Genomic DNA, 19,549 nt, shown 5'->3' on the forward strand with positions numbered 1-19,549 from the left:
ATTTTTTAAAGCGATTGTGAAAATTACTTGAATCTTTCAAAACATTGCCTTGAAGCAGTAAAAACGTTTGCAGGAATAGGGTTTTCACGTTACACTAATGAAGCAAAAGAATACGAGATGTGGGAGTCTGTAAACAGGCTGAGAGTATGATGTGATCATAGACCATTTGAACCTGTTGGGTCATGCCAATGTAGGGAGTCGAATACGAAACTATGCGTACATCGGACAATTCACCGATGTGCGCTTTTTTGAGGTGATGAGAGTGGAACGAGAAATTATCGCATTTATTCAACAAAATGAGCGAGACGAAGAACGATTAAACGAGTTAATGATACAGCTCTTTCAACGACAATTTAAAGAGAATATGCCATATCAAAAGTTTTGTCGTCAAAAGGGAAAGACATTGCGCAATGTGAAGAAGTGGGATCAAATTCCGTTTGTGCCTGTCGATGCGTTCAAACATTTAACATTGAGCCGGAAACCAGTGGAAGAGACAGCAGCTTGTTTTATGACGAGTGGCTCTACTTCTGGAAAGCGAGGTAAACATTATCATGCTCATTTAGATGTTTACAATGCGTCGATGGATGAGACAGTGCGCCAGTTCGTATTACAAGGGAGCGATAAATGGCGAATCGGGGTTATTTTTCCAAGTAGAGAAAGCATGCCGAACAGTAGCCTCGCCCACTATTTAAATTGGATTTATGAGCACTATGGAGATGCTTCGAGCGGATATTTTATCGATGAAACAGGGATTCAATACGACGCGTTTGCTGAATTTTTACAGCGTGCTCAAAAGGACCAAGTTCCCGTTTTATTACTCGGTGCTTCTTATAGCTATGTACACGTTTTTGAACAATTTCAAGACGCGATGTATCCATTGCCAGAAGGAAGTCGAATTTTTGATACGGGTGGATACAAAAATCAATCGGAAGCACTAGATTTAAATACGTTTTATGAGCGTTTAGCTACTATGTTTGACGTTCCGCGTTCTTCTTGCCTAAACATGTACGGCATGTCGGAGTTGAGTACGCAATATTACGACCGGGGAAATGCGCGAGTTCCTTCTGTAAAAATAGGACCGCCATGGATGAAGACGCGCATTATCGATCCGTTAACGGAAGAAGATGTCCCATTTGGCGAGACTGGAATTATCGTTCACTATGATTTAGCAAATGTCAATTCTGTCATTGCGGTCATGACGGAAGATGTCGGGTATGAAACGGAAGAAGGATTCATTTTGCTTGGGCGTGCAGAAGGTGCGGAAGCGAAAGGTTGCTCCGTTCAATTATCGGACTTTTTACAGGCGGTGCAAGACGTATGAACGTAATCGGTCACGTTCCTAAGCGTTTTCAGACGCGGGCAGAACGAGTTCTTCTTTATGAAGAGCGAGAAGCCTATACGATGAGTGATGCGGAAATGGATGCGCTCATTCATTATATGCGTGAGGAAGCTGTCGTTGAATTAGCAAAACATACCGTGGAACAAATCATTTGCGCAATCGATCAAGCGATTCACCTATTACTTGATCGAAATAGCGTTATACGCCAGCAACTAGAATGTGATTTAACAAGGTACGGAGCTTATGATAATGCATTTGTCAAACAGCAATTGTCGTCTTATTTACGTCAGTTTCGTGCGGAAGAATTGCGTCGCTTTTTAGTAGAGGACTTTGGAAATTACCACGTACTGGATACATTTCAACCGCGTGTCACAGGGGGATTAGCAAAAGCATATGCTCCTGTATTGACGACGCACATTTGGTCAGGAAATGTTCCAGGAGTGTCTCTTTGGAGTCTCATATCCAATTTATTGACGAAAGGTCCTTTAATCGGTCGCGTGTCGACACGTGAGCCATTTGTCGCATCAGCTTTTGCGCAAGCTTTGTCGAGCATTGCCCCTTCCATAAGTGAAGCGATAGCCATCATGACGTATCCATACGATGCTTCATTTCGATATAAATTGTACGAAGCGTCTGAAGTCGTCGTCGCTTATGGACATAATGACACATTAGCGACGATTGCACGTGAAGTTCCTGTGACGACACGTTTTCTCGGATACGGTCATAAAATGAGTTTCGGGGTGATCGGGAAAGAGACATTGAATCATTATCACATTGCGGAAACGGTTGCTAGGATGGCAAAAGATGTCGCCGCTTTTGATCAGCAAGGATGTTACTCGCCTCATTTTTTCTTTGTAGAAGCAGGAGGAAAATGGTCAGCAGAACGTGTAGCGCACGCTTTGTATCATGAATTGCGCCAGTTAGACGTGCGTTATCCAATTCAAGAAGCGACATTGGCCGATAAGCAACAAATTCAACGTTTTTATAGTGAAGCATCCATTCGTGCATTACAAAGTGATAGTTTTTTACTGAAAGATGAACGCGGTCGTTTCAGTGTGAAATATGAGCCGGATGTGCGCATTGAACCGAGCCCATTGAATCGCCATGTCACGGTCATGCCGTATGAAGACATGAACCAGCTAACGCATGTATTACGCCCGTATCGCCATTATTTACAAACGGCGAGTATTCATATGTCACGTGAGCGTATGCAAGCTTGGACGGAATCATTAGGTGCTATTGGCGTCACTCGTTTTGCTGCTGTCGGAACGATGACGGAGACAAAGGCAGGTTGGCATCATGACGGGCGCTTCAGTTTGCTAGACTTTGTGCGAATGTGCGATATTGACGCCTCTGTATTACATGAAAGCGAACGATACGTTTCGTATCGCGATTAAGAGGAGGTAGATTTCATTGTTACAATTGCAAAAAGTGTCCTATGCGTACGAAACAGAACGGATTTTATCCGATTTGACGACGACATTTCGCGAGCGGACCGTATACAGCATTTTAGGAAAAAGTGGTTGTGGAAAAACGACCTTGCTTAAATTGGCGAGCGGATTATTGACACCGACAAACGGTCATATTATGTACGATAAACAATCTCTACGCCATCCAGATGCTTCATTTAGTTACATGTTTCAAAATCCGAATTTACTCCCGTGGCAAACGGTTTTACAAAATGTTTGTATGCCATTTGTGATTCGACATAGAAAAGATGCCATGCTTGAAAAGCGAGCTTTGCACTTACTGAGTCAAATGGGGATTGGAGCATTAGCCGAGCGCTATCCTGACGAACTATCGGGCGGACAAAGATCACGTGTTGCGCTTTGCCGAGCTTTAATGACTAATCCTCGCGTGTTATTTTTAGATGAGCCATTCAGCGCACTAGATGTCATGACGAAAGAACAATTGCAAGATGATTTAGTCGCTCTCGTTCAAGAGCGAGAGATGACGGTTATTTTTATTACGCATGATATCGAAGAAGCGATCATCATAGCGGATGAAATTCGAGTGATGGAAGCGGGACGTTTCATTTATGAAGAACAAAATCCGTTGCGTGAGCAAATAGTGCGACGTGATACAGAACAAGCGCTGTCTTATAAGCGATTGTTGCGTTCGGTATTGGAGGGGGCATATGCGTAAGTATATGTTTCATTTCGCCTTCTTTATCCTTTTGATTTGGCTTTGGCATCGCGCATCTTTATCAATGAGTGAACTCGTATTGCCGAGTCCGCTCGTTGTTGGATCTGTTTTTGTAGACGGGTGGACGAGCGGCTATTTTTGGCCACATGTTTCGCGCACGTTACGCGAAATTGTATACGGTTTATCCATCGGTACTGTTTTTGGACTTGGCCTCGGTATTATGATGGGGGAGTCACGCATGATGCGCCAATTTTTACAGCCTTACATCATCATGAGCCAAGCTGTACCTAAATTAGCACTCGCTCCTTTATTTATTTTATGGTTCGGGTTTGGTATGACGTCAAAAGTGGTCATTACAGCGCTCGTCTGTTTCTTCCCGATTCTTGAAAATACATTGCGCGCGATGCATCAAGTGAAGCGTGAACAAATTGAACTATTCAAAATGATGCAAGCTTCTCGTTTTCAAATTTTAATGCGTCTCAAAATTCCAAACGGCATCCCTCACATTATGTCAGGATTTCGTGTGTCGGTCATTTTAGCGGTCGTCGGTGCTGTTGTTGGAGAATTTATCGGGGCGAATGAAGGATTAGGAGCGCTCATTATCGCTTCTCAAGGCACGATGAATACACCGCTCATGTTTGCGGTATTAATCAATTTAACTTTGCTCGGCATGATGCTGTACGGTCTCGTTCACATGATTGAAACGTATGGGTTACGCCGTTATTTAAGGAGAGAATAAAATGAAAAAAATAAGTTGGTTTGTATTGCTAGTGAGTGTGTTGCTTCTTGCTGCATGTTCACAACAAAAAGAAGAACAAGAAGTAGAAAAAGAAAATGCAACAGAAAATAAACAAATTCGAATGGCAAGTTGGTCTCAACCGATTACAGAACAAACGAATATTTTAGCGGATGAAGAAACAAAGTTTTTCAAAAATGAAGGCTTTGATTTGGAATTTATCCCAGGAGCAGGGGGAGGAGATGCGATTAAAAACATTTTAGCAAATAATGCAGATATCGCCTTTACTGATGCTGGTTCTTATTTTAATGCCTTGAATCAAGGGGAAGATCTCGTAGCGATTTATAATATTTATCCCCAAAATGTATTCAATGTGGTGACGAAAGAAGATTCAGGGATTGAACGTCCGGAAGATTTAAAAGGCAAAACGATCGGGGTTTATTCATTAGCGAGTGGGACGAGAGAGAACTTATTAATTTTATTACATGAAGCGGGTTTAACGGAAGACGATGTGACCATTGTGGAAACAGGCTTGCTTAATTTTGCTCCTCTCATGCAAGGACAAGTTGATGCAACAGCAGCGACCGATACGGGCTTGCATATTGGAAAGCAAAAAGGTTTGGACGATTATAAAGTGTTTGAAGTGAAAGATTATTTAAACTTCTCGAGCGATTTATTTGTCGTCACACGCGAGTACTATGAAGAAAATGAAGCATTATTAAAAGATTTTTTACGAGCGTATCGAAGCAGTGCGGAATGGATGATGGAAAATCCGCAAGAAGCGGCTCAATTAGCGAAAACATATGCGATCGATGGTCAAGATATCGAGCAAAATGAAGCGATTATTGACATTCGCAATCGCTCTTCTCAACAATCAAAAGCGGAACATCCACTCGGCTATATCGATTTAGAAGAGATGCAACATGCCATCGATGTGTATGAACAATTAGGATTAATCGAAAATAAAATAGAGATTGAGCAATATGTAACAAATGATTTATTACCATAGGATGTGACAAGATGAGATTCGATCAAAAAGTAATGCTCGTGACAGGAGCTTCGCGCGGAATTGGTCGTGAAATTGCGCTCGCACTTGCTAAACAAGGTGCACAAGTTATCGTGAATTATTTGAATAATACAGAAGCGGCTGAACAAACCGAACGTGACATTGTCTCATTCGGTGGAGACGCGTGGGCGTATCAAGCGGATGTAACGAACGAAGAGGACGTGCGTCGCATGCTCGCAGATATTGAAATGGAATACGGGCAATTACATGGTGTTGTCCACAATGCTTTTCGTTCCTATGCTTTTGACCCTGAAAAGCGAACGTTCGCCTTAGATGTAACGTGGGAATCCTTTCATGAACAGTTGACAGGTTCGTTACGTCCTGTCGTTCAACTCAATCAACACGCTTTCCCACTACTTGAAAAATCAGGAGGGCGCATCGTGCATATTTTGACGAATTTAATGCATGATCCTCGCATCAGTTATGCTGATTATGCGACAGCAAAAGGCGCGATTGAAACGTATAGCCGTCAACTCGCGAAAGACGCGGGAGCTTTCGGGATTACAGTGAACAATGTAGCACCTGGACTCGTCTATCCGACCGATACGAGTCGCCATACGAAACGAGAAGTGCGTGAACGCATTATCGCAGATACTCCCCTCAAACGACTTGCTACTGCTGTAGATATTGTCGGTCCCGTCTTATTCTTTTTATCGGAAGAAGCGAAATTTGTAACAGGGCAAACATTAACAGTCGACGGCGGTTTATCGATGTACTAAACGATACACAACCTTTCTTTTAGGAAGGGTTGTGTATTTTTTTATTTCAGTTAACTTTTATAAAAATAGGGTTGACAATAAAGCTTAAATCATTCATCATTTATTGTGTAAACTAAATTTAATAATAAGTTAACTAATGAGGTGAAACTAATTGAGAAGAAATGAAACGACAACATTAGCATTCATTGCGATTTTTGCGGCATTGAGTGTAATCGGCGCATTTATTAAAATACCGATTCCGTTCGTACCTTTCACTTTGCAAATTGCGGCGGTGTATATTGGCGCGTCTTTATTCGGATGGAAAGTAGGCGGATACAGTCAACTCGTCTACATCGCTTTAGGGTTAATCGGATTGCCTGTATTTGCTGCGGGAGGGGGGCTCGGCTATCTATTTGTACCGACATTCGGATACATCGTAGGGTTTGCAGTAGCAGGATTTTATGTCGGATGGGCAGTCGAACGTCTCGAGGAAAAAACATTCGCTAAAATCGCCTTGCATCAATTTATCGGCGTTATTTTACTCTATATTATCGGAAGCATTTGGATGTGGGCGAACTTGCAACTCGTCGTAGGTGCAGAAGCGATCACATTAACGCATGCCTTTTTATACGGATTTTTAATCCCGATGCCTGGTGACTTATTATTATCTCTATTATGCGCAGCACTCGTTATGCGCCTTATTCCATATACAGAAAAAATGAAAGGACGTGCATTCGCATGAACTATTTTGTAACAGGGATTGGAACGGATGTCGGAAAGACCGTAGCGACGACCGTTTTAGCTAAATGGTATGAGCGCCAAGGAACGGTGACAGTCGTGAAGCCATTTCAAACTGGATTGGATGAAACGACAAAGCGTTATCCAGACCTCGCGTGGTTTGAAGATTATTTACATATAAAGCACGAACCATTCATCGCATTACCACCTGCTTGTTCGCCACATTTAGCATTGAAGGAATCGGAAATGGATGTCGATTTAGCTGACATTCAAACGCGAATTGAACAAATCGCGTCGCGTTATGATACGACATTGATTGAAGGAGCGGGAGGGCTTGCGGTTCCACTCGTGCAACGCGGAGCAAATTACGTGTTAACAGACGCCTTTGTGAAAGCGCTTCAAATACCGATCTATCTCGTTTTCGGCACGAAGCTCGGGTCGATTCATGATGCGGTGACGACAGCGAGTTATGCGGTGTCGCAAGGGTTACCAATTGAAGGGGTACTATTTAATCGTTACGATGCCTCGTCAAAGATGGAACGGGACAATGTCGAAACGATTACGCATCTCGTGCAACCTAAAAAGTGGGCGACGATTCCCCACTTTACGACATCGGTTGAAATGTTGCAGTACGAATTACAATGGGAGGAATTATGATGGACTTAAAACAATTAGATAAAGAATACGTATGGCATCCGTTTACACAAATGAAACAATACATTGAATCAGATCCCCTCGTCATTGAGCGAGGAGAGGGCTCGTATTTAATCGATACGGAAGGCAATCGGTATTTGGACGGTTATGCCTCGCTTTGGGTGAATGTGCACGGACATAATGATGCATCGATGAATGAAGCGATCATCGACCAACTCGGAAAAATCGCACATTCCACGTTACTCGGTGCTGGGAATGTCCCGTCAATCTTACTGGCGGAACAATTAGCGAAACGATTACCTGGAAACTTAAATAAAACATTTTACTCAGATACGGGATCGGCAGCGATTGAAATCGCGCTTAAAATGGCGTATCAATATTGGAAAAATAAAGACGGCGAACGCTACAAAGACCGCAACTTATTTTTATCATTGAAAGAAGCGTATCACGGAGATACAATCGGCTCGATTAGTGTAGGAGGCGTTGATTTATTCCATAGCGTTTTTGAACCGCTTCTCTTTAAAAGTTTAAAAGTGAATACACCGCATACGTATCGAATGGATGTGGAATCCGAAGAAGAAGCGCGGGACCGTGTGCTTGATGAAATTGAACACGTGATGGAACGCCATCACGAACAAATTGCAGCATTCATTTTAGAGCCACTCATGCAAGCAGCAGCAGGGATGTTGCGTCATCCAGACGGATTTTTAAAAGGTGTCGAACGACTTTGTCGCAAATACGATATTTTATTAATCATCGATGAAGTAGCGGTCGGATTTGGCCGTACCGGCACGCTCTTTGCGATTGAAAAAGAAGACGTCATCCCGGATATTATTTGTCTCGGGAAAGGCTTAACGGGTGGTTATGTACCGCTCGCTGCGACGGTGGCGTCGGATGAGATTTACAATATGTTTTTAGGAGACGGATACGGCGATCAAACGTTTTTACACGGTCACACGTATACCGGAAATCAAGTGACGTGTCGCGCAGCACTTCGCAATTTGGAGCTATTTGACGAGCGTCAAATTATCGCTCACGTGCAATCGAGTATCGAGTACATTGAGCCGTATTTAGACGCATTACGACAAATGGAAGAAGTCGGTGACGTGCGAGCGCAAGGGTTAATGATCGGGGTCGAACTCGTGTCAAACCAACAGGCTAAAACGCCGCTTGATGCTGCGCGTGTCGTACGTATTTTAGAGATTTGTAAAGAAGAAGGACTCATCATCCGCAATCTCGGCTCCATTTTAACGATTGTTCCTGTTCTGATGATGTCCCATGATGAATTGAAACGACTGTTCACCATCGTTATTCAAGCGATTCAACAGTCAAAATGATAAAAAGCGCGTCGATGAGACGCGCTTTTTTGTACTTCTTTTCAACTATTTTGTTTTATTAGAAGGAAAAAAGGGAATAAATAGTATATGCTATAAATATATTGAAATAATATAAAAGGAGACTGTTATGGACACTACGACTCGCACTGAAAAACAACGTACGTTTATTATACGTGTCGCATATATCGCGATTATTTTAACGTTGATTGTGTTATTTTTCAAATATGTATTTCCTGTCATCATGCCCTTTGTCATCGCTTTTTTAATCGCTGCCGTTTGTATGCCGATCGTTCGTTGGTTGACGAAAAGGACACCACTTCACAATGTGAGAGTGTGGGCGCTCATCGTCATCTTCGCCCTATACACCTTAATCGGTAGCCTCATCACTTGGCTCGTTTTTAAAAGTTTAGGGTGGATTGGAGATGCGGTAAAACAAGCGCCTCATCTTTATTACGATAGCATTTTGCCAGCGCTCGAAAAAGTGAAAGAGTGGAGTGAAGCGATATTTGCGCGCATTTCACCTGAATTATCATCGCAATATCGCTCGATGTTAAATGATGTTTTAAAATCAATTACGAATGCGATCATTTCATGGTCAGGAGATTTAGCAGGGATTATTACATCTTTCTCACTTTCTTTACCGAGCTTCTTCATTACGGTGTCATTTGCTTTACTCGCTTCTATTTTTATCATTTGGGACTTCGATCAATTAAAACAATTTTTCCTCGCTCAATTGCAACCGAAAACCATTACGTTCTTAAGTAAAGTAAAAAACAGTTTTGGTAAAAGTGTTTTTGATTATATTAAAGCATATATGATTATTGCATCAATAACATTCGTTGAACTTGCGATCGGATTTTTAATTATTGGATTACCGAACGCTATAGGAATTGCAGCCGGAATTGCCATTTTTGATATGATTCCGGTATTCGGTACGGGAGGGATTATGGTTCCGTGGATCATCATTGCCTTCTTAAATGGAAATATTACATTAGGCATTCAACTTGCGGTCATTTACGGAGTTGTGACGCTCGTACGCAATGTGATGGAACCGAAAGTTGTCGGAACGAAACTTGGTTTAAACACTGTTTTAGCTTTATTTGTCATGTATGTCGGACTGAAAGTATTCGGATTTATCGGTATGATTTTTGCGCCGATCGTTACCGTGATGGTCATCAATTTCAATAAGACAGAAAATATGAATTGGTGGAAACCTGTTCCGAAAAAACGGAAAGAAAAAATAGGGTAAATGGAAAGTGTCAAAAGTGAATCCCTTTCATTTTTGGCGCTTTTTTATTTTCTTTATCATTATGAAAGTATTTTAAAATATGGATATAGATAGAATAAAAAATTTTTAAAATAATAATTAGTTATTTAAAAATAATAAAAGAAAAGACTTTGCATTTTTCAGAATGCTGTGATACAGTTTTTCACAAGATGTTTTTTCCTTCGGGGCAAGGTGCAATTCCTTACCGACGGTGACTCGAACGAATAGGTTCGACAGTCCGTGACCCGCAAGCATATCGCGAGCGGTTGAGCTGGTGAAATTCCAGCACCGACAGTTAAAGTCTGGATGGGAGAAGGAAAATGTCGTGTTTTTTCAACATGCCTCTGTTCGTATATGACGTACAAGAGGAGGCGATGCCAATGACAGATTTACACTATATGCAGTTTGCATTACAGTTAGCGAAAGAGACGATCGGCCAAACGTCACCGAATCCTTCTGTTGGCGCAGTATGTGTCAAGCAGGGAGAAATTTTAGGAATCGGGACGCATTTAAGAGCCGGTGATGCTCATGCGGAAGTCCACGCTTTACAAATGGCAGGAGACCGAGCGCAAGGAGCGGATTTATACGTCTCGTTAGAGCCGTGTTCCCATACGGGACGCACAGGAGCTTGTAGCGATGCGATTATTCGAAGCGGAATCCGCCGCGTCATCGTGGCGACGGTTGATCCGAACGAACGAGTCGCAGGGCGCGGAATTGAGAAGTTGCGCGCAGCTGGTATAGAAGTGGACGTTGGTTTATGCGAACGAGAAGCAAACATGTTGAATCGACCATTTTTTCATTACATACAAACAGGAATGCCTTATACGACATTGAAAGCAGCCATCACCCTCGATGGTCGACTCGCCACATCCCGTGGCGACAGCAAATGGATCACATCTGCGGAAGCGCGTCACCACGTGCATGAACTCCGCCACCAATACGATGCGATTCTCGTCGGAAGCGGCACTGTTTTAGATGATAACCCATTTTTAACCACCCGATTACCCCAAGGTGGAAAACATCCCATACGAATTATTTTAGATCGGCGACTTCAAACGCCAATCGATGCAAATGTTGTGACCGATGGAGCGGTACAAACGATCATATTTACGACGAGCGACCGAAATGTTGCGTATCCTTCTCATTTCGTACGAGTCGAACGCATTGACCCGTCACGTCCTTTTTTGCGCACCGTTTTAAAAAAATTAGGTGAAGAAGGTATTATGACGCTATTTGTCGAAGGTGGTCCGTCCATTCATGCGAGTATGATCGAAGAACGATTAGCGCAAGATGCGTACGTTTTCATCGCGCCCAAATTGATCGGGAACGGACCGAGTTTATTTACGTCGGACCGTGCAGAAATGAATGACAGTACGAAGCTCCAATTTGAACGAGTGACACAAGTCGGTCCTGATATTTTAGCGTATGCTCAATTCGAAAAGGAGGACGATTCATGTTCACAGGAATTATAGAAGAAATCGGCGCTATTCGTGCGATTCAACCTTCTTCTGCCGGCATGAAATTGACGATTACTGGAGAAAAAGTGTTACAAGATGCAAAAATTGGTGACAGCATCGCCGTGAACGGTGTTTGTTTAACAGTGGAAACGCTCGGAGCGAATACATTTACCGCAGATGTTATGCATGAAACGATGAAAGCGACTACATTAGGCTCACTCAGCACACAAAGTGCGGTCAATTTAGAGCGAGCGCTCGCTGCGGGAGACCGATTTGGCGGTCATTTCGTATCGGGGCATGTCGATACAGTCGGTCAAATCGTGAAGACGCGTCGTAAAGATAATGCGCGTTACGTCGAAATTGATATTCCAGAACCGTTTCGCCGTTACCTCATTCAAAAAGGCTCAGTAGCGGTAGACGGGACCTCACTCACTTTATTTGGTGTGACGGAGCGAGGATTTATCATTTCGCTCATCCCGACGACTGAACGCGATACGGTATTAGGAGCGAAAGATGTCGGCGATCCGGTAAATATCGAGTGTGATATGTTTGCGAAATATATCGATGAACTGTTGACAGCAAGAGAACAAACGACTCAATCAAGCGGTGTAACGATGGACGTATTAATGCAAAATGGATTTGTATAGGAGGGGTTTTATGTTTGCGACAATTGAACGAGCGATAGAAGAATTGAAGCGTGGTAAAGCGATTATCGTCGTCGATGATGAAGATCGTGAAAATGAAGGGGATTTCGTATCATTAGCTGAATTTACAGATGGTGCAATGGTGAACTTTATGGCGACAGAAGGACGCGGATTAATTTGTGTGCCGATGACAGAAGAGCGGGCAGAAACGCTCCAATTTAATCCGATGGTGACGAACAATAGTGACCCGTACGGAACGGCGTTTACGGTAAGTGTCGATCACGAAAGTTGTCATACGGGCATTTCAGCTTTTGAACGGGCGACGACGATCGAACGACTGCTTGCGAAAGATGCCCGACCTGAAGAGTTTAAACGACCGGGGCATATTTTTCCGCTCATCGCCAAACGTGGTGGCGTGTTGAAACGTGCAGGCCATACGGAAGCGGCTGTCGATTTTGCGAAATTGGCGGGTAGTGAACCAGTCGGTGTCATTTGTGAAATTATGAATGAAGACGGCACGATGGCACGACTTCCAGACTTAGCAAAAATTGCCGAGCGACTTGATCTCGTCATCGTTTCGATCGAGCAATTGATCGAGTACCGTCGACATGAAGAACGACTGATCGAACGGATTGTCGAGACGAAAATGCCGACCGATTACGGAGAGTTTCGTGCGGTGACATATGTCGAGAAACTGACGAATCAAGAACATATCGCATTCGTTAAAGGGGACGTAGCGGGGAAAGAAGACGTGCTCGTACGTGTCCATTCGGAATGTTTAACGGGAGACGTGTTCGGTTCGAGACGTTGTGACTGCGGTCCGCAACTCGATGCAGCGATGCGTCAAATTGAAGCGGCCGGAGAAGGTGTTTTACTTTATATGCGCCAAGAAGGGCGAGGCATTGGACTCGTCAATAAAATGCGCGCTTACAAACTGCAAGAAGAAGGGCTCGATACGGTCGAAGCGAACGTTGCGCTCGGATTTCCAGACGACTTGCGCGACTACGGCATCGGTGCTCAAATTTTAGCGGATCTCGGATTGCGTACTTTGCACTTGTTGACGAACAACCCACGCAAAATTGCGGGACTTGAAGGACATGGCTTACAAGTGACGAAGCGCGTCGCATTAGAACTGCCGTTAAAAGAAGAAAATGCAAAATATATGGAAACGAAAAAACAAAAATTAGAACATATTTTAACAAACTAGGAGGAAATGAATATGGTATACGAAGGATCACTCGTTGGAACAGGATTAAAAGTAGGAATTGTTGTCGGAAGATTCAATGAATTTATTACGAGCAAATTGCTAAGTGGGGCAGAAGATGCGCTCTACCGTCACGGTGTCGAAAAAGAAGATGTGGATGTCGCGTGGGTACCGGGCGCATTTGAAATTCCAATCGTGGCGAAAAAAATGGCGCAAAGCGGAAAGTACGATGCGGTCGTCACATTAGGCACGGTCATTCGCGGGGCGACGACACATTACGATTACGTTTGTAACGAAGTAGCGAAAGGTGTCTCACACGTCAATATGGAAACAGGAGTGCCGACGATTTTCGGTGTCGTCACGACAGAAACGATCGAACAGGCGATTGAACGCGCAGGAACGAAAGCAGGCAACAAAGGATGGGATTCGGCAATCGCTGCGATTGAAATGGCAAACATTCTTCGCCAATTTTAACGGTTTACATGTCTAAAATTCTAAAAAACGGGTACACTAAGAGTAGCGTAAAGGAAGGATGATAGACATGACATTTTACAATTTTAAAATGCCCGATATTAAAGGAAATGAAGTAGACTTCGAACAATTTCGTGGAAAAGTTGTACTCGTCGTCAATACAGCGAGCGAATGTGGTTTTACGCCACAATTCGAAGGGCTTGAAACATTGTATCAGCAGTATAAAGAACAAGGTCTTGTCGTTTTAGGTTTCCCGTGTAATCAATTTGGAGGTCAAGATCCAGGAAGTGATGATAAAATTGAACAATTTTGTAGTATCAACTACGGAGTGACCTTCCCGATGTTTTCAAAAATTGAAGTGAATGGCGACAATGAAGCATCATTGTACACATGGTTGAAAGATCAAAAAGGTGGCATGTTCGGAGATAAAATTAAATGGAATTTCACGAAATTTTTAATCGACCGTAACGGAGAAGTCGTCGACCGATTCGCGCCACAAACGAAACCGGAATCGATCGAAAAGCCGATCGAACAACTGTTGTGAAGTAAAAAGAGATAGAAATGGAAGACGAAACTTCATAAAGCGATAAAATTTTCAAAAAAGAAAACGCATGAAATCAAATTGTAACGGTTGATTTCATGCGTTTTTAAACTTTTTAACGGCTTTCCGAAAGAAGTCTCCCATCCTCAAGGAGTGTGAAGGATGTAGCTCAGTGAGTAGGTGGGAGATGAATTTCGGTTGGCTTTAGCCAAAGTTATTTTTCTAAGCCTTTTCGCAATAATTCGAGAATAGTTGCTGTTCTTGTAGATAGTCCATTTTCTTCTTGGTATTTATCTAATTTCTCGATAATTGATTTAGGCATACGAACTTCTACACGCTCTTTATCATTTTTCAAAATTATCACCTCTCACTTGATTGTACGGCATTTCTACGATAGAATCAATATATATATACGACATTATTACGTACAAAGTGAGGTGAATGGATATGACTAAACAAAATAAAGCTTTCAAATTTCGTTTGTTACCAAACAAAGAACAAGCTGTACTATTAGCTAAAACATTCGGCTGTGCTCGTTTTGTCTACAATAAGATGTTAGCTGAACGCAAAGAAACGTATGAAAAGTTCAAAGATGATAAAGAAGCACTTAAAAAGCAAAAGTTTCCTACTCCTGCAAAGTACAAAGGTGAATTTCCATTCCTAAAAGAAGTGGATTCTTTAGCTTTAGCAAACGCACAGATCCATTTGCAAAATGCTTATAAGAACTTTTTTGAAGGTCGTGCGGAGTTTCCTAAATTCAAAAGCAAGAAAAAGAAACAATCTTACACAACCAACATGGTTAATAGCAATATTAAGCTAGAAAATGGTCATATCAAATTGCCAAAAATCAAAAAGCCAATAAAAATAAAACAGCATAGAGAAATACCCGCTGATCATAAAATCAAATCTTGTACGATTTCTAAAACAAAAACAGGGAAATACTATATTTCGAGTTTGACAGAATACGAGAAAGAGATCAAGCCAGTGTCCATTCAAAAAGTTGTTGGGCTAGATTTCGCTATGGATGGTCTATATGTCGAAAGTGAACAGGGTAAGAAAGCCAATTACCCACGTTTTTATCGACAATCGTTAGACAAATTAGCAAAAGCACAACGAATTCTTTCTCGAAGGAAGAAAGGTTCTGCACGTTGGAATAAGCAACGACTAGTAGTGGCTAAGTTGCATGAAAAAGTAGCGAACCAGCGCAAAAACTTTCTTCATCATAAATCAAAAGAATTAGCAACAAACTATGACGCTGTGATTATTGAAGATTTAGACATGAAAGGTATGTCTAAAGCCCTTCGCTTTGGAAAAAGCGTTCATGATAACGGTTGGGGCATGTTCACTACTTTCTTAGCGTACAAGCTAAAAGAACGAGGAAAACAGCTTATCAAAATTGATAAATGGTTTCCCTCTACTAAGAGATGTTCATGTTGTGGTGCTGAAAAGAGAATGCCCTTGTCTGAACGTACATACCATTGTTCTTGTGGTTTTGTGCTAGAACGTGACCACAATGCCGCAATCAACATTAAAAATGAAGGGTTACGCTTATTAGCATAGAAACAAAAACTCTTGGAACAAGAGGGTTAGCTCGGTCATTTTTCGTTGGCTAGTAAAAGCAACGATAAGTCGAGAAGCCCCCACTTCAAGTAGACCGTAAGGTTAACTAAGTGGTGGGTAGTTCACAGATTTCATTCTACCTCTTTTAACATTTTTTCGATGATGACTAAACGTTCATTTAATTCATCTACACGCTTTTGCAAAGTGATTGTGCTCTGTTTTTCAAATAGTAATTTTTCTTCTGAACGTTTTTCCATGCGTTTCATATACTTGATTGCGAAGTAAATGATTGCGATAGGAATAATTAAAAATACAATACTGAGTAAACCTAGCAAAGTTGAACTTACGATAAGATCCCTCCTCTCAATTGGTACGCATAATGATTTCCTTATACAGAGGCGTTTTAGACACTTCTGTATTTTTTTTGCGTTCGTTTTGAAAATGCGTTTTAAATGATAAAAAACGTGGAATAGTAATGCAAAGAGTGTGAGGAGGAAAAAATATGTGTGGAATTACAGGATATATCGGAAATGACCGATTGGCGAAGCAACTTATTTTAGAAGGGTTGCGTCGTTTAGAATATAGAGGATATGATTCAGCAGGAATCGCATTAGGTGGAGAAATGTTTGAAGTGGTGAAACGAGTAGGGCGTGTCGAACGATTAGCAGAAGCGCTAGAGCAAGTGGAAGAGTCAAATATCGGGGTCGGCCATACACGCTGGGCGACACATGGAAAGCCGACCGAACAAAACGCCCATCCCCATGTGAGTGCGGACGGTCGTTTTGCGCTCGTCCATAATGGCGTCATCGAAAACGCCGAAGCGCTCAAACAACAATACGTTGCGGACGTCGAATTTACATCGACGACGGATACAGAAGTGATCGTTCAATTGTTAGGAAAATTCGTAGCGGACGGATTGGACGTGAGCGACGCATTTCAAAAAACGATTCAATTGTTGAAAGGGTCTTATGCGGTCGTTTGTCTCGATCGACAAAATCAACAAACATTGTACGTGGCGAAAAATAAAAGCCCACTCGTTATCGCTTTCGCAGAAAATAGCACGATGGTCGCGTCTGATGAAATGGCCGTATCAGACCGTTGCCATAGCGCGCTCCAATTAGAAGATGGCGAACTGGCCATCATCCAGCCAACTTGTCATATGTTGCGTACTTTACAAGGAGAGCGCATTGACCGCGAACCTTATGAACTGCAGGTCGAGTCGATGACATTCGATCAAGGAAGTTATGCGCATTACATGTTGAAAGAAATCGAAGAACAACCGAATGTCGTCTGTGGCTTAGCGCGAGAATATATGAATATGCACGGACAAATCGAGTTACCGCTCCACTTGTCGGAACAATTAGCGAATGCTTCTCGTATCGCAATCGTCGCTTGTGGAACGAGTTATCACGCAGGACTCGTCGGCAAAGAATTATTCGAACGACTCGCCCGCATTCCCGTGACTGTCCATTATGCGAGTGAATTTAATTACTATACACCGCTCATCGAAGACGGCACATTGTTCATCTTCATTTCGCAATCAGGCGAAACAGCAGACAGCATTGCCGCTTTGAAAAAGTGTCGTGCGAACGACTGGCCAACATTAGCACTCGTCAACGTGAAACATTCCACGATGGCAAAACTTGCGGATGATGTCTTACTGTTGCATGCGGGAACAGAGGTGGCGGTCGCTTCGACGAAAGCGTACGTCGCTCAAGTGACATTGTTGAGCTTGATCGCAGGAAGTCTCGGTCGTTTATCAGGTATGTATGAAACATTTGATATGACGAAACAACTTGCCATCGTTCAATACGTCATGTACGAAGCGTTCCAAATGCAATCGCTCATTCGACAAACGGCTAACCAATTTGTCGATGCGAAAAACGTCTTCATTCTCGGACGCGGACTCGACTATGCAATCGCTCAAGAAGCGGCACTGAAAATAAAAGAAGTGACGTACATTCAAGCGGAAGCATACCCGAGCGGGGAATTAAAACACGGACCGATTGCCCTTATCGAAGACGAGACACCGGTCATTGCGATCATTTCAAACAAACGAACAGCCGACCAAGTGCGCAGCAACATCGCAGAAGTAGAAGCGAGAGGAGCGCGGGTGTATGTACTGGCGTCAGAAGGGCTCGAACAACCGACCGACTGGCTCACCTTACCTGCAACCCATCCACTCTTCGCCCCACTCGCCATGATTGTCCCACTCCAACTTCTCAGCTACGAAATCGCCCAAGCGAAAGGACTGGACGTAGACAAACCAAGAAACCTCGCCAAAAGCGTGACGGTGGAGTAAGGGGTTAGGGGATGTAAAATAAGAAATCATTTCTATCAGATTAATAGTGAAAATCATGATGACACCCATTTGCTTATCTTTTAAGTATGCATGGGTGTTTTTTTATAAACGTTCATGGTGACGTAAGCGTCAACATCGATATGAAGAGGAACGTTGATGTCTGAATGAAGAATTATATGCGTAAAAGGATAAGCAGAACTGATATACTTAAAGTATTCTAAAGAAAGTAGGTGTAGTCCATGAGTAAAGTAGCGAGTACGATCCTTTCTATTTTCGGTTTACTAACAATAGGAGCAATTATAGATTGGTCAAAATCTGATGCCTTTACGAGTGTAGTTTTAACATTGCTCGCCATTTTTGTTGCGCTTATGATTCATGAGTTGGGCCACGTATGCGGTGCGATGGTGTCGCGTTCTAAAGTTTTAACATTCGCGGTGGGCCCTATTAAAATTAAACGTATGGAAAATGATCAATATAAATGGGGGTGGGTAGATAGTTGGTCAGAAGTTGGAGGATATGTGCAGATTGAGCATCATCAGAAAAAAATTGAGAATGCCATTTTAATTAGCGTTTTTGGTGGGCCGCTCGCCAGTTTAGTCCTCGCTTCTGTCTACTTTTCACCTATTTATTTTTTGGAAATTGTAGGTGTCACAAGCTTTTTCTTATTTCTCGTCACGATGTTACCTTACAATGCTACAGGATTTTTCTCAGACGGATATACGATGCTTCAAATTTTAAAAAATAATAACGTATTTATTAATTATTATAAAATGACGAACCATTTACTTGCGAAAGATTCACCCAAAAAATGGGGAAAGGAGCTTCAGGAAGAAGTGGGGACGATTGATGCTAAACGATTGACTCCGACTGAACTGTCGATTTATTTCATGTTTTTATTTTATAGTGCCGTTGAAACACGCGAATTGTCTCATTTACGCCAATTTTATCATACGATTGATCTCCACCAAATATCGTCGCAAGCTTCTCATCAAGGACAACTTGCTGCCATCTATCATTATTATGTCGCTACTCAATATTTACTTGGTGAACCGATGACGATTACTGAATCGCAATTACAAGATTTACCCGCATTTGACGCTTTATCGGTGGCACGTACAAAAGCGATATTGACACAAAATGTTGAAGCATATGAACGCTATGCCAAGCATCTTACCCATGTGGACCAAACATCGTATAGCTTTTTACAGGCTGAGAAAAAATTCAATGAAAGATATGTCAATGTCTAAAGTGCATATCGAAAATTGAAGAGCGAAATAGCGCTCGTCTTAAAAAAACGAAAAGACATGATGTCATTTCGTTTTTTTAAATAGGTGAAAACAATAGGAGCGTTTAGGTTCTCAGCTTGCGTTATTTTTGTGAGCCGTACTTC

At 42.4% G+C, this 19,549-nt stretch carries 20 protein-coding genes and 2 riboswitches; of the genes, 18 read left to right on the forward strand and 2 right to left on the reverse strand.

Annotated elements, in window-relative coordinates:
• Positions 1–109: 109 nt before the first annotated feature.
• Positions 110–214: riboswitch (TPP riboswitch) on the forward strand.
• 42 nt (positions 215–256) lie between these two features.
• From IRY55_RS02860 to IRY55_RS02930, 15 genes are all read left to right on the forward strand, one after another.
• Positions 257–1,321 (forward strand): LuxE/PaaK family acyltransferase, encoded by a 1,065-nt coding sequence (locus IRY55_RS02860; protein WP_194561741.1) that lies wholly within the window; start codon positions 257–259, stop codon positions 1,319–1,321.
• Positions 1,273–2,736 (forward strand): acyl-CoA reductase, encoded by a 1,464-nt coding sequence (locus tag IRY55_RS02865; protein WP_194561742.1) that lies wholly within the window; start codon positions 1,273–1,275, stop codon positions 2,734–2,736. Before IRY55_RS02860 ends, IRY55_RS02865 begins: the two co-directional genes overlap by 49 nt.
• A 16-nt stretch (positions 2,737–2,752) precedes the next feature.
• Positions 2,753–3,484 (forward strand): ABC transporter ATP-binding protein, encoded by a 732-nt coding sequence (locus tag IRY55_RS02870; RefSeq protein ID WP_194561743.1) that lies wholly within the window; start codon positions 2,753–2,755, stop codon positions 3,482–3,484.
• Positions 3,477–4,223, forward strand: coding sequence for an ABC transporter permease (locus IRY55_RS02875; RefSeq protein ID WP_194561744.1), 747 nt, complete (start codon positions 3,477–3,479; stop codon positions 4,221–4,223). Before IRY55_RS02870 ends, IRY55_RS02875 begins: the two co-directional genes overlap by 8 nt.
• A 1-nt stretch (position 4,224) precedes the next feature.
• Positions 4,225–5,229 carry an ABC transporter substrate-binding protein gene (locus IRY55_RS02880; protein WP_194561745.1) on the forward strand — a complete coding sequence of 335 codons (1,005 nt, stop codon included), beginning with the start codon at positions 4,225–4,227 and terminating at the stop codon, positions 5,227–5,229.
• Between the two features lie 11 nt (positions 5,230–5,240).
• Positions 5,241–6,005 carry an SDR family oxidoreductase gene (locus IRY55_RS02885; RefSeq protein ID WP_194561746.1) on the forward strand — a complete coding sequence of 255 codons (765 nt, stop codon included), beginning with the start codon at positions 5,241–5,243 and terminating at the stop codon, positions 6,003–6,005.
• Positions 6,006–6,156: 151 nt separating this feature from the next.
• Entirely contained in the window at positions 6,157–6,726 is a 570-nt protein-coding gene (locus IRY55_RS02890) for a biotin transporter BioY (RefSeq protein ID WP_194561747.1), read from the forward strand.
• Positions 6,723–7,379, forward strand: coding sequence for a dethiobiotin synthase (gene bioD, locus IRY55_RS02895; protein ID WP_194561748.1), 657 nt, complete (start codon positions 6,723–6,725; stop codon positions 7,377–7,379). Before IRY55_RS02890 ends, bioD begins: the two co-directional genes overlap by 4 nt.
• Complete coding sequence (gene bioA, locus IRY55_RS02900) at positions 7,379–8,713, forward strand: adenosylmethionine--8-amino-7-oxononanoate transaminase (RefSeq protein ID WP_408015114.1); 1,335 nt, start codon at positions 7,379–7,381, stop codon at positions 8,711–8,713. The genes bioD and bioA overlap by 1 nt, the downstream gene beginning before the upstream one ends.
• A gap of 127 nt (positions 8,714–8,840) precedes the next feature.
• On the forward strand, positions 8,841–9,962 hold the full coding sequence (ytvI, locus tag IRY55_RS02905) for a sporulation integral membrane protein YtvI (RefSeq protein ID WP_194561750.1): 1,122 nt from the start codon (positions 8,841–8,843) through the stop codon (positions 9,960–9,962).
• Between the two features lie 192 nt (positions 9,963–10,154).
• Positions 10,155–10,302: riboswitch (FMN riboswitch) on the forward strand.
• A 58-nt stretch (positions 10,303–10,360) separates the two neighbouring features.
• Entirely contained in the window at positions 10,361–11,452 is a 1,092-nt protein-coding gene (ribD, locus tag IRY55_RS02910; protein WP_194561751.1) for a bifunctional diaminohydroxyphosphoribosylaminopyrimidine deaminase/5-amino-6-(5-phosphoribosylamino)uracil reductase RibD, read from the forward strand.
• Positions 11,434–12,084 (forward strand): riboflavin synthase, encoded by a 651-nt coding sequence (gene ribE, locus IRY55_RS02915; RefSeq protein ID WP_194561752.1) that lies wholly within the window; start codon positions 11,434–11,436, stop codon positions 12,082–12,084. The genes ribD and ribE overlap by 19 nt, the downstream gene beginning before the upstream one ends.
• Before the next feature lie 10 nt (positions 12,085–12,094).
• A complete protein-coding gene (locus IRY55_RS02920) occupies positions 12,095–13,288 on the forward strand; it encodes a bifunctional 3,4-dihydroxy-2-butanone-4-phosphate synthase/GTP cyclohydrolase II (protein ID WP_194561753.1) in 1,194 nt (397 codons plus the stop codon).
• A gap of 12 nt (positions 13,289–13,300) precedes the next feature.
• Positions 13,301–13,759, forward strand: coding sequence for a 6,7-dimethyl-8-ribityllumazine synthase (gene ribH, locus IRY55_RS02925; RefSeq protein ID WP_194561754.1), 459 nt, complete (start codon positions 13,301–13,303; stop codon positions 13,757–13,759).
• A 67-nt stretch (positions 13,760–13,826) separates the two neighbouring features.
• Entirely contained in the window at positions 13,827–14,300 is a 474-nt protein-coding gene (locus IRY55_RS02930; protein ID WP_194561755.1) for a glutathione peroxidase, read from the forward strand.
• A 211-nt stretch (positions 14,301–14,511) separates the two neighbouring features.
• Here the strand turns inward: IRY55_RS02930 and IRY55_RS02935 are convergent, their stop codons facing one another.
• Entirely contained in the window at positions 14,512–14,652 is a 141-nt protein-coding gene (locus tag IRY55_RS02935; protein ID WP_194561756.1) for a ribbon-helix-helix domain-containing protein, read from the reverse strand.
• A 92-nt stretch (positions 14,653–14,744) separates the two neighbouring features.
• On the opposite strand from IRY55_RS02935, the gene IRY55_RS02940 reads away from it, so the two are divergent.
• The gene (locus IRY55_RS02940) at positions 14,745–15,857 is read left to right on the forward strand and encodes an RNA-guided endonuclease InsQ/TnpB family protein (RefSeq protein WP_194561757.1); all 1,113 of its coding nucleotides are present in this window, start codon (positions 14,745–14,747) and stop codon (positions 15,855–15,857) included.
• Between the two features lie 131 nt (positions 15,858–15,988).
• Here IRY55_RS02940 and IRY55_RS13530 read toward each other — a convergent pair whose 3' ends face one another.
• Positions 15,989–16,114, reverse strand: a complete 126-nt coding sequence (locus IRY55_RS13530) for a hypothetical protein (protein ID WP_268920766.1) — start codon at positions 16,112–16,114, stop codon at positions 15,989–15,991.
• A gap of 245 nt (positions 16,115–16,359) precedes the next feature.
• On the opposite strand from IRY55_RS13530, the gene glmS reads away from it, so the two are divergent.
• Positions 16,360–18,159 (forward strand): glutamine--fructose-6-phosphate transaminase (isomerizing), encoded by a 1,800-nt coding sequence (glmS, locus tag IRY55_RS02945; RefSeq protein WP_194561758.1) that lies wholly within the window; start codon positions 16,360–16,362, stop codon positions 18,157–18,159.
• Between the two features lie 239 nt (positions 18,160–18,398).
• Positions 18,399–19,406: a site-2 protease family protein gene (locus IRY55_RS02950; RefSeq protein ID WP_194561759.1), complete on the forward strand. Its 1,008-nt coding sequence runs from the start codon at positions 18,399–18,401 to the stop codon at positions 19,404–19,406.
• Positions 19,407–19,549 lie beyond the last annotated feature (143 nt).

Source organism: Savagea serpentis (genome assembly GCF_015351395.1).
Classification (GTDB): domain Bacteria; phylum Bacillota; class Bacilli; order Bacillales_A; family Planococcaceae; genus Savagea; species Savagea serpentis.

Excerpts from the sequence above, each read along its gene's own strand:
- IRY55_RS02860 (WP_194561741.1), top strand. The coding sequence starts at position 257 with ATGAGAGTGGAACGAGAAATTATCGCATTTATTCAACAAAATGAGCGA.
- IRY55_RS02875 (WP_194561744.1), top strand. The coding sequence starts at position 3,477 with ATGCGTAAGTATATGTTTCATTTCGCCTTCTTTATCCTTTTGATTTGG.
- IRY55_RS02880 (WP_194561745.1), top strand. The coding sequence starts at position 4,225 with ATGAAAAAAATAAGTTGGTTTGTATTGCTAGTGAGTGTGTTGCTTCTT.
- IRY55_RS02885 (WP_194561746.1), top strand. The coding sequence starts at position 5,241 with ATGAGATTCGATCAAAAAGTAATGCTCGTGACAGGAGCTTCGCGCGGA.
- bioD (WP_194561748.1), top strand. The coding sequence starts at position 6,723 with ATGAACTATTTTGTAACAGGGATTGGAACGGATGTCGGAAAGACCGTA.
- bioA (WP_408015114.1), top strand. The coding sequence starts at position 7,379 with ATGGACTTAAAACAATTAGATAAAGAATACGTATGGCATCCGTTTACA.
- ytvI (WP_194561750.1), top strand. The coding sequence starts at position 8,841 with ATGGACACTACGACTCGCACTGAAAAACAACGTACGTTTATTATACGT.
- ribD (WP_194561751.1), top strand. The coding sequence starts at position 10,361 with ATGACAGATTTACACTATATGCAGTTTGCATTACAGTTAGCGAAAGAG.
- ribE (WP_194561752.1), top strand. The coding sequence starts at position 11,434 with ATGTTCACAGGAATTATAGAAGAAATCGGCGCTATTCGTGCGATTCAA.
- IRY55_RS02920 (WP_194561753.1), top strand. The coding sequence starts at position 12,095 with ATGTTTGCGACAATTGAACGAGCGATAGAAGAATTGAAGCGTGGTAAA.
- ribH (WP_194561754.1), top strand. The coding sequence starts at position 13,301 with ATGGTATACGAAGGATCACTCGTTGGAACAGGATTAAAAGTAGGAATT.
- IRY55_RS02930 (WP_194561755.1), top strand. The coding sequence starts at position 13,827 with ATGACATTTTACAATTTTAAAATGCCCGATATTAAAGGAAATGAAGTA.
- IRY55_RS02940 (WP_194561757.1), top strand. The coding sequence starts at position 14,745 with ATGACTAAACAAAATAAAGCTTTCAAATTTCGTTTGTTACCAAACAAA.
- IRY55_RS13530 (WP_268920766.1), bottom strand. The coding sequence starts at position 16,114 with ATGGAAAAACGTTCAGAAGAAAAATTACTATTTGAAAAACAGAGCACA.
- glmS (WP_194561758.1), top strand. The coding sequence starts at position 16,360 with ATGTGTGGAATTACAGGATATATCGGAAATGACCGATTGGCGAAGCAA.
- IRY55_RS02950 (WP_194561759.1), top strand. The coding sequence starts at position 18,399 with ATGAGTAAAGTAGCGAGTACGATCCTTTCTATTTTCGGTTTACTAACA.